At 42.9% G+C, this 12,080-nt stretch carries 14 protein-coding genes and 1 pseudogene; 7 read left to right on the top strand and 8 right to left on the bottom strand.

Going from position 1 to position 12,080, the window contains the following annotated elements:
- The first annotated feature begins 2 nt into the window (after window positions 1–2).
- From dusC to AAC852_RS08435, 3 genes are all read left to right on the top strand, one after another.
- The gene (gene dusC, locus AAC852_RS08445; protein WP_340620653.1) at window positions 3–956 is read left to right on the top strand and encodes a tRNA dihydrouridine(16) synthase DusC; all 954 of its coding nucleotides are present in this window, start codon (window positions 3–5) and stop codon (window positions 954–956) included.
- A 242-nt stretch (window positions 957–1,198) separates the two neighbouring features.
- Complete coding sequence (locus AAC852_RS08440) at window positions 1,199–2,473, top strand: bifunctional O-acetylhomoserine aminocarboxypropyltransferase/cysteine synthase (protein WP_340620652.1); 1,275 nt, start codon at window positions 1,199–1,201, stop codon at window positions 2,471–2,473.
- Between the two features lie 464 nt (window positions 2,474–2,937).
- A complete protein-coding gene (locus AAC852_RS08435; protein ID WP_340620651.1) occupies window positions 2,938–3,186 on the top strand; it encodes a GlsB/YeaQ/YmgE family stress response membrane protein in 249 nt (82 codons plus the stop codon).
- Window positions 3,187–3,315: 129 nt separating this feature from the next.
- On the opposite strand, the gene sseA is transcribed toward AAC852_RS08435, so the two are convergent.
- Together sseA and AAC852_RS08425 are read right to left on the bottom strand one after the other, a co-directional pair.
- Window positions 3,316–4,155, bottom strand: coding sequence for a 3-mercaptopyruvate sulfurtransferase (sseA, locus tag AAC852_RS08430; RefSeq protein ID WP_340620650.1), 840 nt, complete (start codon window positions 4,153–4,155; stop codon window positions 3,316–3,318).
- Between the two features lie 106 nt (window positions 4,156–4,261).
- Window positions 4,262–4,438, bottom strand: coding sequence for a hypothetical protein (locus tag AAC852_RS08425; protein WP_340620649.1), 177 nt, complete (start codon window positions 4,436–4,438; stop codon window positions 4,262–4,264).
- A gap of 273 nt (window positions 4,439–4,711) precedes the next feature.
- Here AAC852_RS08425 and dinG point away from each other — a divergent pair, with 273 nt between their 5' ends.
- Window positions 4,712–6,847 carry an ATP-dependent DNA helicase DinG gene (dinG, locus tag AAC852_RS08420; RefSeq protein WP_340620648.1) on the top strand — a complete coding sequence of 712 codons (2,136 nt, stop codon included), beginning with the start codon at window positions 4,712–4,714 and terminating at the stop codon, window positions 6,845–6,847.
- 54 nt (window positions 6,848–6,901) lie between these two features.
- Here the strand turns inward: dinG and AAC852_RS08415 are convergent, their stop codons facing one another.
- The 3 genes from AAC852_RS08415 to AAC852_RS08405 form a co-directional block, all read right to left on the bottom strand.
- Complete coding sequence (locus AAC852_RS08415; protein ID WP_047682950.1) at window positions 6,902–7,123, bottom strand: alkylphosphonate utilization protein; 222 nt, start codon at window positions 7,121–7,123, stop codon at window positions 6,902–6,904.
- Window positions 7,124–7,278: 155 nt separating this feature from the next.
- The gene (locus AAC852_RS08410) at window positions 7,279–7,863 is read right to left on the bottom strand and encodes an IS4 family transposase (protein WP_340620647.1); all 585 of its coding nucleotides are present in this window, start codon (window positions 7,861–7,863) and stop codon (window positions 7,279–7,281) included.
- Window positions 7,829–8,535 (bottom strand): IS1 family transposase gene (locus AAC852_RS08405; RefSeq protein ID WP_340620646.1). Its coding sequence is split into 2 segments (ribosomal slippage): window positions 7,829–8,286 and window positions 8,286–8,535, totalling 708 coding nucleotides; the frame shifts between segments, so codons are not numbered across the junction. Before AAC852_RS08405 ends, AAC852_RS08410 begins: the two co-directional genes overlap by 35 nt.
- A gap of 74 nt (window positions 8,536–8,609) precedes the next feature.
- Between AAC852_RS08405 and AAC852_RS08400 the strand changes: the two are divergent.
- Window positions 8,610–8,945 (top strand): annotated as a pseudogene (locus AAC852_RS08400) (toprim domain-containing protein); the annotation flags it as partial.
- Window positions 8,946–9,269: 324 nt separating this feature from the next.
- Window positions 9,270–9,623, top strand: coding sequence for a hypothetical protein (locus AAC852_RS19980; protein ID WP_422824276.1), 354 nt, complete (start codon window positions 9,270–9,272; stop codon window positions 9,621–9,623).
- A 196-nt stretch (window positions 9,624–9,819) separates the two neighbouring features.
- Here AAC852_RS19980 and AAC852_RS08380 read toward each other — a convergent pair whose 3' ends face one another.
- From AAC852_RS08380 to AAC852_RS08370, 3 genes are all read right to left on the bottom strand, one after another.
- Window positions 9,820–10,386: a hypothetical protein gene (locus AAC852_RS08380; protein WP_422824275.1), complete on the bottom strand. Its 567-nt coding sequence runs from the start codon at window positions 10,384–10,386 to the stop codon at window positions 9,820–9,822.
- Between the two features lie 141 nt (window positions 10,387–10,527).
- Window positions 10,528–11,289 (bottom strand): hypothetical protein, encoded by a 762-nt coding sequence (locus AAC852_RS08375; protein WP_422824274.1) that lies wholly within the window; start codon window positions 11,287–11,289, stop codon window positions 10,528–10,530.
- 77 nt (window positions 11,290–11,366) lie between these two features.
- Window positions 11,367–11,741, bottom strand: a complete 375-nt coding sequence (locus AAC852_RS08370; protein ID WP_340620644.1) for a hypothetical protein — start codon at window positions 11,739–11,741, stop codon at window positions 11,367–11,369.
- Window positions 11,742–11,889: 148 nt separating this feature from the next.
- Between AAC852_RS08370 and AAC852_RS08365 the strand changes: the two genes are divergently transcribed.
- Complete coding sequence (locus tag AAC852_RS08365; RefSeq protein WP_340620299.1) at window positions 11,890–12,057, top strand: hypothetical protein; 168 nt, start codon at window positions 11,890–11,892, stop codon at window positions 12,055–12,057.
- The last annotated feature ends 23 nt before the right edge of the window (window positions 12,058–12,080 follow it).

Here is a 12,080-nt window from a genome sequence, read left to right as displayed (position 1 = left end):
CCATGCGTGTTTTGCTGGCTCCGATGGAAGGGGTTTTGGATTCATTGGTTAGGGCGTTGTTGAGTGAGGTCAATGAATATGACCTGTGCATTACCGAATTTTTGCGTGTAGTGGACCGCTTGCTGCCAGTGAAATCTTTTTACCGTTTATGTCCTGAATTGCATCATCAGAGCAGGACTCCATCGGGTACGCCAGTCAGGATACAGCTTTTGGGGCAATATCCTGAATGGTTGGCTGAAAATGCGGTCAGAGCGATGGAATTGGGATCGTGGGGTGTTGATTTAAACTGTGGTTGCCCTTCCAAAACAGTCAATGGTAGTGGAGGAGGGGCCACGTTACTGAAAGATCCTGAACTTATCTATTGTGGTGCTAAAGCCATGCGAGAAGCTGTACCGGCAGAATTGCCGGTTACAGTCAAAGTACGTTTGGGGTGGGATTCCGATGCCCGTCAGTTTGAAATTGCGGATGCGGTTCAGCAAGCTGGTGCAACGGAATTGGTTGTGCATGGGCGTACTAAGGAAGATGGCTATAAAGCAGAATGCATAAATTGGCAGGCAATTGGAGAGATCCACCGACGCCTTACTATTCCGGTGATCGCTAATGGTGAAATATGGGATTGGCAGAGTTCACAGGAGTGTATCGAAGTTACTGGATGTGATTCGGTAATGATTGGACGTGGTGCGCTGCACGTGCCGAATCTAAGCCGAGTTATTAAATATAATGAACCGAAAATGGCATGGCATGAGGTGCTCCAGCTCCTGCAAAAATATATCTGGCTGGAAAAGCAGGGAGATACAGGCATATATCATGTCACACGTATCAAGCAATGGCTTGGTTATCTACGTAAAGAATATGATGAAGCTGATGAACTATTTATGCAAATCAGAGCATTGAAAACTTCATCTGCTATATCTGAAGTTATTTCTTTAGCCGTAGAGAGTGGTTTGTATGTATAATTAATTAAAGTGGCAGTGTAATTTTTATTATATACCTTTCTTCACACTACATATCGAACGTGAAAATATGGCACTATTCAACTGAATTTAAAGGTTAAATAGTAAAGTATTAGGTTATTCAGAATCATTGAAAATACAAGATAAAGTCATTGGTACTTTTATCGAAACAACATATTATGTTGGCGGTCGATCAGCAGGTTGAATACATGACCTTACTCTGTAATTCACTGAAGGAAATGACAATGAAATTAGAAACACTGTCCATCCATGCCGGTTACTCACCTGACCCTACAACCAAAGCCGTTGCAGTCCCAATCTATCAAACAACGTCCTACTCTTTTGATGATTCCCAGCATGGTGCTGATTTATTTGATTTAAAAGTTGAAGGCAACATTTACACCCGCATCATGAACCCCACTAATGATGTATTGGAAAAACGTATCGCTGCTTTAGAAGGAGGAGTTGGGGCGCTTGCAGTTGCTTCTGGCATGGCGGCAATCACCTACGCCATCCAGACAATTACTGGCTTGGGAGATAATATTGTCTCCGTAGCAAAATTGTATGGCGGTACTTATAACTTAATGGCACACAATTTTCCGAATATTGGGATTGAAGTTCGTTTCGTTGATCATAACGATTTTGCTACCCTTGAAGCGATGATTGACGAAAAAACCAAAGCCGTCTTTTGCGAAACCATCACCAATCCAAGCGGGAATATTGTTGATATCTGGGCATTAGCTGATATTGCCCATCGGCACGGCATTCCACTTATTGTCGATAATACTGTTGCAACACCTTATTTGTGCCGCCCGTTTGAACACGGCGCGGATATTATTATTCATTCTCTGACCAAATATATCGGCGGCCATGGAACTTCTATTGGTGGAATCATTGTTGATTCAGGCAAATTTCCTTGGGCAGAACATCAAGATCGTTTTGCGGTTTTAAATACACCGGATCCTTCCTATCACGGAATAAACTATATCGAACATTTTAGTTCCGCAGCGTTTATCGCTCGCTGCCGTGTCGGGCAACTGCGTAGCACTGGTGCGGCACTTTCCCCTTTTAATGCCTTCTTGATCCTACAAGGTATTGAAACATTGGCTCTTCGTATGGAACGCCATACTGAAAATGCCCTGAAAGTTGCCCAGTATCTGGAACAACATTCTCAAGTTTCCTGGGTTAATTACGCAGGGTTGCCGACACATCCTGAATATGATTTGGCTGTTCGATATATGGATGGTAAATCGTCTGCCATTATCTCTTTCGGTATCAGAGGAGGGGAAAAAGCAGCGATACGCTTTATCGATACTCTGCAATTGATTATACGTTTGGTTAATATTGGTGATGCAAAATCATTGGCTTGTCATCCGGCATCCACAACTCACCGCCAACTGAATGATGAAGAATTAGTAAAAGCTGGAGTGTCACGTGATCTGATCCGCCTATCTATCGGAATTGAACATATTGATGACATTATTGCTGATCTTACACAAGCACTGGATGCAGCAAAATAATTTTCAATATTATTTGAATAAAAGCCTAGATTGAATGGGCTTTTATACTGTTATGAGAGTATGTGAATTTTGATGATAAATAAGATTATTTATATTAATTAATCCATTTTTTGATTTTTTATCTTATTCTTATTTTTTATAAATATTATTTATGATAATTTTCAGTCGATCTACAAGTCTTATTATTTACAAAAATTAGGATTGGCTAATTTATGATAATGCTTAATATGGGAAAATTAATACTGATATTAAATTAATTAGTGCCGATTTTTAATGTCAGCGAATTCTATAAATATCACTAATTACTTACAAATATCTTATCTTTTGCTATTTGCAATTCTTTTAGTTAGTGTCTTAAATTAGGACGTATAATTAAGAAACTTTCAGTAAGATCACCTCATAGCTACTTTTAGCTCTTAACTAATATTAACTCTTAATTAACTAATAAATTCAGGAGGTTGGATATGGGTATTTTGTCATGGATTATCTTTGGTTTAATTGCCGGAATTATAGCGAAGTGGATTATGCCGGGAGATAATAGCAGTGGTATCATTATGACGGTGATTCTGGGGATCATTGGTGCGGTTGTTGGCGGTTATATCAGCACTTTCTTTGGTATGGGAAAAGTAGATGGTTTTAATCTGGGAAGTTTCGCTATTGCAGTTATTGGCGCATTAATCATTCTGTTTATATACCATAAAGTTTCTAACTAATCGATTGGTAAAAGTAATAGGTTTAATTTGGTTGATATCATATGGTCGATAAAAAAATATTAGAAAAAGGGCACGATACTTTAATGCCCTTTCTAATTTCGGTATGTTTATAAGTTATCAAACAGATCTCTATTTTTCTAATGGAAGCATATCATTCGCTCCCCATTCAGCCCAGGAACCATCATATAGTCCTGCTGTTTTATGGCCGATTATATCAAGCCCTAATACTAAAACGGCTGCTGTCATACCAGAGCCACAACTGGTAATAATTGGTCGATTTAAATCGACGCTTTGATTCTTAAAGATTTGTTCGATTTCATCTGGTGATTTATAGCGCCCATTCTCAATTAACGCTGTCCACGGGACATTTTTGGCGCCAGGAATATGACCCATTCTTAAACCGGGACGCGGCTCTGGTACTTTGGCCTGAAAACGATCTTCCGCTCTGGCATCAATAAACTGTATCGGTGCATTGCCTTGCAGGGCATCAAGGAGCTGTTGTTGGGAAAAAACATATTCAGGCGTAAATTGAATATTGAATTTCTGAGGCTGGCGATTGACTGTTCCTGATTCCGTTGGATAACCCGCCTGTTGCCAGCCTTGTAAACCACCTTCCAGAATACGGATATGCTGAGCACCAAAAATCTTAAACGTCCACCATGCACGAGGGGCAGAAAACATGTTCCCTTGATCGTAAATCACTACCAAATGATTTTCACTGATCCCCATTGCGCTGGCAGCTTGTCGGAAAGTTTCTGGCTCCGGTAGCATATGTGGTAATTCGGTTTGGAGATTAGCTATTTTATCAAGATCAAAAAACTGGCTGCCTGGGATATGGTTCTCCACCCACTTCTGATGATAATCGATAGTTTGGGTTGGCATAGGAGCACTGGCATCAATAATAACGACATTCTCATCATTGAGATGTTCGCTTAGCCACTGTGGAGTCACAAAATATTCATTGTTCATAAGCTTCCTCATCTGATGTGCAATGTCGGATATTGCATACATTATGCTGTCAGTTCAGATACTGTTAAGTTCAGGGGGCGCGATAAATTTGAACGTGTTTTGATGACTATTGTTGTTCTGTTGATGTAGTTTCCTGCTGTACTGCTTCCTGCTGTATTTGCGCTTGCTGAGGTTCTTCTGTTGATGCTGTTGAACGGTTGTACATATTCATTCCTGCTAAAATAATGCCGCCAATGGAGCCAAGAGTGAATAATACGATAATAATAAGCAGGATTTTTTTCATCTTTGTTCTCAATAACGTTCTTAGTTGCAAGGTTTTTTTAGTTACAAGGTCTTTGTCACATAGAAAGTCAGCAGTATATAGGCTTCTGCATTCCAGACAAGCGATATCCCCTTCACTTTTCAAGATGCAACAGGAAATCTATTGGATATAAACAGTTTTCTTGCTTTTATAGTGGAAAAGCTGGAAAGCTGTTTCCAATAATGACGATATCAGGCTGATCTGATAGCAACTCTGTGGGAGAATGGTGTTCCAAATTTTTATGCAGCAAAACTCATGGCACTTTCCGATTCAATAAAAACTCAAATCAGCCAATGGTATAAGGCATTATCCATCCATATCAATGGCTTCGTTCCAAGAGCTCCACAACGTCAGATGATTGCTGAAGTAGCAAAAACATTGGCTGATGAAGAAGGGCGACATTTAGTGATAGAAGCGCCAACAGGTGTGGGAAAAACGTTGTCTTATCTTCTCCCTGGTATTGCTGTCAGTCGGGCAGAACAAAAGCCACTGGTGGTGAGTACAGCCAATGTTGCCTTGCAAGATCAGATTTACAGTAAGGACTTACCATTATTGCAAAAGATTATTCCCGATTTGAAATTTACCGGGGCTTTTGGTCGCGCGCGTTACGTTTGTCCGCGTAATCTGGAAGCCATTTGTGCTGCTGATGGAGAGCAAATTGATTTGATGTTTCTGATGGAAGATCAGACAACGATTGCTAATAGTGAGGAACGAGAGCTGTGCCGCCGATTACGCAATGATTATACAACTTCTGTCTGGGATGGTTTACGCGATCACCATAAACTGGCATTGTCGGATTCGCTATGGTCAAAGATCAGCACGGATAAAATGAACTGTCTGGCAAGAAATTGTCAGTTTTACCATCGCTGCCCATTCTTTCTGGCCAGAAGGGAGATTGAAGATGCTGATGTCGTGGTTGCCAATCATGCTTTGGTTATGGCAGCACTGGAAAGTGAATCTGTCTTACCGGAAGCTAAAAATTTGCTGCTGGTTTTGGATGAAGGTCATCATATTCCTGATGTTGCAAGAGATTCACTGGAAGTTGAAGGGGAAATCACGTTATTTCAGTTAAATGGGCAACTGGATTCGTTTGTTCGTCATGTAGAACAGTATTTGCTTCAGTTTCGCCCGGCAAAACCGCCCACTTTAGCCAATATTGCCCGTTTGCAGACACACTGTGAAAAAATCCGTGAATGTTTTAAAGAACTATCGGGTATTACACAGGTATTATTGCCTGAAAACAGTGAAGTGGAAGAATATCTGTTTGAATTAGGAAAACTGCCGGATAATTTGCTGTTGTGTTGCCAGCAACTATTTAAACTTACTGATGGATTACGCGGCTTATCTGAAGCGATTTTAAGTGATCTTACCGAGCAAACAGCCAAACAGGATATTGTCAGACTGCACCATGCTATCTTGCAGACCAGCCGGACATTAGGTTATTTCGAAAATATGACGAAACTGTGGCGATTGGCTGCACAGGAGGAATCTTCCCATGCTCCGATATCAAAATGGTTAACACGCCGTTATGAGAAGAATCAGTCACATTTCTATTTTCATTGCGCAGGCATTCGGGTAAGTGAGCAATTAACTCAATTATTATGGCGGAATATTCCTCATGTTGTAGTGACATCGGCCACATTACGTTCCCTGAATAGTTTTTCCCGTATTCAGGAGCTGACGGGGTTACATGAAAATCATGATGATCGTTTTATTACGTTATCATCTCCTTTTGAGCATGTGCGGCAAGGGCATCTGGTTATTCCTCAGATGACAGAAGAACCCACAATTCATAATGAAATGAAGCATCTTGAAGAGATGGCTCGTTATTTTCGTGCACAAGTTCTACAAGGTAATCATCAGGGAATGTTGGTGTTATTTAGCAGCCAACGAGCAATGGACGGTTTTCTCATTTTCGTAAAAGATTTACGATTGATGTTACTGGTGCAAGGAGATCAGCCGCGATATCGACTGGTGGAAACCCATTGCAAACGTATTGATGAAGGGCAGGCCAGTGTTCTGGTTGGGTTACAATCTTTTGCAGAAGGGCTGGATCTAAAAGGCGATTACCTTTCACAAGTGCATATCCATAAAATTGCGTTTCCACCTGTTACAAATCCCGTCATTATCACTGAAAGTGAATGGCTTAAGTCTTTGAAGCGTTATCCATTTGAGGTGCAAAGTCTGCCGAGTGCCTCTTTCAGTTTGATCCAACAAGTGGGGAGATTGATACGCAGCCATGAATGTTATGGGGATGTAGTGATTTACGACAAACGGTTATTAACCAAGCGTTATGGTTCCCGATTGCTGAAAGCATTGCCTGTATTTCCGATTGAACAGCCCAAAATACCCTCGGAAGAAGAATTGATGCGGATGAAAAAGGATAAATAATAAAAGAGTTAATATTATTTATCCTTTAAGCGGATTTTTATGGATAACTGCTATTTATCCTACTTTTTTCAGAAAGCAGGTTTTTAATACTAATCCTTTGATTTTGTCGGCATTACATTCAATTTCATCTTCCCGATTGGTAAGGCGAATATTCTTAATTAATGTTCCGCGTTTCAATGTCTTAGAGGTTCCTTTGACTTTCAGATCTTTAATGACCTGGACTGAATCACCCTCATTCAGTAGTGCACCATTAGTATCTTTGACTTCGATATCCATCGTATATAATCCTCATGTTTATTTTTAGAACAGAAAGGATTATAGAGAGAAAAATAAATTTTTAAAGGTTAGTCTATTTTTTTATGCTAAAACTTCTATTTTTAGATATTTTTAATAACAAAAAAGGCCGTCGTAGCGCTGTCTCTTGATCACATCTATAGCTCAAGAGACTGTGCAAGCAAGTAACCCTCAAGGAGGGTTTGTAATATGAACCATCCTTCCCATAGCCTTTCCCATCCTACTCGACCATTACGTTTTGAATCGTACCAACCTGCAAGCTTGCCGAGGTTAATATAGGCCCAGTAGAGGCTTGGGGCTTTCTTCGGTGGTTTCGATTTGTTTTGCTTTGACCACAGTAAGTTCCACGCTAGCGGACTCAGGATCATTTCACAGCTCTGCTTTTCTGCTTCCTCTTTATTAAGCCCCAGATAGCGCAATTGATGAAGACGGACTGCAATAAACGCGAGTATCACTACCATGCGTTCTAAATTCTCTTTGCTTTGCATGCGTAACTCTTCAACCTGAGTGCCACCGCTTTTCCACGCTTTGTGAAATTCTTCAATCAGCCACCGTTTTTCGTAGTAATCGAGAATACGCTGGGCATCTTCTTTTGTTTTCACGGGTTCTGAGGTCAGAATGTGCCAGCTCAAGCCATCATGATTTCCCGTTTCTTGACAACCGACATAGTGGTCATGTTCCCAATGGTTAGATCGGTGATGAGATGTAGTATTCACGCTCAATGAACGTACCTATCACTTTGTCGTGCATTTCTTCGGATTTGGAATAACCTATTGTCTTTCTATTCAACCTCTTTATCCGGATACGAAGCGTAAGATTCGTTCTCTCGATACGTTGGGTAAATTTCTTTCCCGTGAGGTGTTTTTTCTTAGGCAGGTAATCGTAAACGGCATAATCATCTGTACAGTAAAACCGGATAGTAAAAGGAGATAGGAGTGCCAGCAGCTTTTTCAACGTCTTCCTGCTGCGATCCCCAAACACATGTGCCACTACCCGTTTCCTATTCGGCTCCCACGCATACCAGAGCCAGCGCTGATTTCTTTTATTACCGACAAATGACCACTGCTCGTCTATTTCACAGACAATATGAATTTCACTGCCCGAAAGCGGCAGCGTAGTTACTTGTCTTGGCGTGAGTTTTTTAATGTGCGAATGACCGTGTTAATACCGACTTTCAGAACCCGAGCCGTGTCCCTGACACCAGCGTTATTCATGGACATATCAATAATTCGTTCTTTCATGCCGGGGTGGCAGGCTTGGTAGGTATAGTTCAGTTGGAAGGTTTTACGGCAAGCATAACAGTGATAGCGGGGGTGCCCAGTACGCCCTTTTCCATGCCCTTTAACCTCGTCTGTTTTATGACAGTAACGACAAACCACATCAACTTTAGCCATATCTCACCCAGAATAAAAAGTAAGGAGTTTATCACAATATCTAACCATTGGGAGCATGACCGGAAACAGCTCTATCCGCTTATCGAGTCACTCAAATTCCGGTTTGGTCAACGGTCAATGCGACCCTGATGGAGTCCTTCGAGGTTCCGGAAGATGTTCACACCGTACTGATTTGGGCTGACAAAGATAAGTCTGTGACTGGTGAAAAGTCAGCGAACATACTGAAAGCGAAGCTGGAGAAGCGCGGCATTCGTGTGTACGTCCTGCTGCCTAAACTCCCGATCCCGCCCAGAGCGAAAGGTATTGACTGGAACGATGTCCTGATGAGTCAGGGAAGCCTTGGTTTCCCGAATGCTCGCTACCTGCGCGATTTCATCGCGAGAAGGAGAGATGAGTATGCCCGTCATTGATGTCTCTAAGGTCGATACCACGCCTGGTAATGATGTGGTGTGTCTCTTCTCACCCCCTAAAGGGTGGGAGGGGGACTTTGCGGCTTACGTTGAGCTTATGCGGTCTCGGTATCGTGATCTGAGGCACGGCCAGAGAATGATGGTGACGGCCTCCTTCGCAAGAAGGGAGTCTATCCAGGTTGCTGGCCCGTTTGCTGATGAAGCGACGAAGATCATTAACTCAATGAAGATGAACAAGGCGAAGCTGCCTAATACTTTAACCCTGAGGGGGTGTTCATGCCCTTTCGGGCATGATTCGCCTCCTCTTCAACTATGGAGGTAATCATGAAAAAGTTTTTGCGTATTAAGACGTGGTTCGTGCGTTTTTTCTCTCCTGACAAGAAGACTCTGAGAGCTATCGGTGAAGACCTGCGTAAGGTCGCCGTAACAGCCATCGGTGTCGGTATTGTAGGATTGGCTGTATCTGGGGACACCATTACCGTCAAAGAAGCCGGTTTGGTGTTGGTCATTGGGGTTATCCTGTATCTTAACCAAGGTCAACAATTCCTAAGGGGTCAAATGGACGTTTTCACATTAGGCATGTTGGGGTTGCTCATATTTTTCACTGTCGTCACTGGCGGCAGTCTGTATCTCTACCATGAGAGACAGAAAGAAAAAAGCATCACAACGCTTAAGTAATAACCGCGAACATGAACCAAAGGGCCAGCAATAGCTGTAATACCGCTCGCTTAAGTAAATTTAAATTAAGATAAGCATAATTGGCCTTCGATAATACAGTGCTTATGACAAACTCATCGAGACGTTATCCTTATAAAAAAAGAACCGCTCGTGCTTAAGCGAGCGGTATTACCTGCTAGGCCCCTTTTTCTTTTCGTTATTTGCTTTGCGAAACAACCTCATCCCACGTATGCAGCACCTTCGATAGGTGCTGATGCTTCTTGTTAAAGTCTTTGTCATCCAAAAGTGCTTTAAAAGGAGCGTTCAGGTCACTACAGTTGACGTTTTTCCCGATCACAAACAGGGTATCCTGGAGAGAACCAGCAGCATCCAGCCCCATCCTATCGACCGTTTCACTGCTTACCATCGTTTGGACAACATTGGTAAAATCCTTTGAGTTGAGCTGGTCAACAGTCATGGACGTGTTGCAATGCTGCTCTACAGCTTGCTTATAGTGGATGGTGTATTTTGCGGTGATTGGCGACATTGTGTTCATTGCAAGTATGTATGCGTCTACCTCATTGTTAGGTAAGCTCGCCGCATACCCAGCCGTACTAAGTGCAATTGCCATTGTCGCTGCCGCGATTGTTGTTTTTCTATAACTGATCATTTTAGCCTTCATTATTTTCAATGTTTTTCCAATCAAGCCCAGAACCAAACATCTTTGTGGAATAACCTTTTGCGTCTTGAGCTCTTTTATATGTTCTAGGAAATTCCCCGTCAAAGCTCTGGGTCCTATTACGTCTAAATTCTGGCTCAACCGACAAAATATAATCGCCCCCAGACTTTCGGATATAGAGTGTATGGGTAAATTTCGTCCCATAGATCTCAGATACAACATCAGCTTTAATTATGTTCCAAGCCACTATTCGTTGCGCTCGAAGACTGTCACAAGAACACGTTTTTTGTTGTCGTCGTTGATCACCATCAAATACTTGAACTTGGAATCACGATGCCCCCAGACCTCCACATTATCAACGCGGCCATACTTTCTAACTTTATGGCGAACTACCTTCTCGTCAAAGGGTTGGAGCTGTAGTTCCGGGTGCTGGAGGCGGCCAACGAGTGAGGCCCACGGTTTTTTAGGGTCCCCAGAGGTTATCCTGGCCTGATACTGATCGATGGCATGTTGAGTAACTAGGACTGGGCCAATGGCCGGTGTCGAGATTTCGTCATGGGTCTGGGTGTAAGCCTGCTTGTCAGCATCGAGGAACTCAACATTGCCCTCAACCGGCTCATCCATAAACTCCATGCTCTGCGAAACCTCAATGGTAGCGCCTTTCAAACGACCAGTGAGGCAAGATGCAAACTTGAAAGCAAACGTCTTGCTGGATTTGCCCAGCGCCAGCTTCTTAATCGCGCCTTTAGATACCATCAGCTTGTAACCAAAACCAGCACCAGGTTCACGGCAAAACACCTGCTTATCCAGCGCCAGATAGCGAATGGCTACAAGCTCAGCCAAGAGATCGGCCTCTTCGTGGTCAAAATCAATACGGACATCAAGGATGCCCTTCCGTTTTGTGCCAACGCGCCAGAATACAAGAGCCGAGTTGTTTGAGGTTTTCTTCGAGACGGTAGTCAGTGTCATCATGGTCAATTTCTCCATTGTCGGGATAGTGGTCGGCATCGCCGCCAGCCCCCCTATTCGTTAGGGTTCATTTAAATGCTATCACGGGTTTTAAAAATGCAACCCCAGGTGCCAGTCTATTTGTCATCCCATGAACGGTTGTAGGCTCGCCCTAGGCGTTTCTCGATCACTTCTGAAAGGCTGCAATCATCAACCTCTGATAACCGCTTCAAGATACGGTGGGCTTTATCGCTGATGGTAATGCTCTTCCCTGCCCCTGCACCGCGTCTACGGCTCTGCCTGATAGACGTCGCCAGCTTGGCCTTCTGGTCACTGGTGAGGTACTTACCTACCCACCACGAAATAGACTGCCCATCCTTGCTGAGTTCGTTTAACTTCTCGACGGCCTCCGCCTTGAGTTCACGAGGGGTGTCAAACCAAAACTTGGGACGGGAAACAGATCGAAGAAGGTAGACGCTGGCTGCGGTCGCGTCTTCGTCAGATATTCTCATCGTTTCGCCATTATCGTTACATGTCACGTTTAGCAAGTGTGACATGTAACGCATATAAACGCCAGGCATAAAAATCTATGGTCACCCCCGTTTTTGCAACACTGATTTTGATTTATGATGGGCTTGCTTAAATCTATCCGGCGTCACTATGGGCAAGGATGCCCGCGCCTCGATGAGTTCCGCACCTGATATTCCTAAAAAAGCCGTCGGCTTCAATGAGCCATTTTTTATGTTAGGTTTTTTATCAGGTCGTCAGGCCGTTCATGTCATCAATAATCAGTCTTCGCAAAACCCGATGAGTAACTTCTTAAATTAACGATTAACCTTCCTATCAGAATG

The sequence above is a fragment of the Xenorhabdus siamensis genome (genome assembly GCF_037996745.1).
Taxonomy (GTDB): domain Bacteria; phylum Pseudomonadota; class Gammaproteobacteria; order Enterobacterales; family Enterobacteriaceae; genus Xenorhabdus; species Xenorhabdus indica.
Note: the sequence above shows the minus strand (reverse complement) of the source record. Positions and strands in the feature narration are given on the sequence as shown.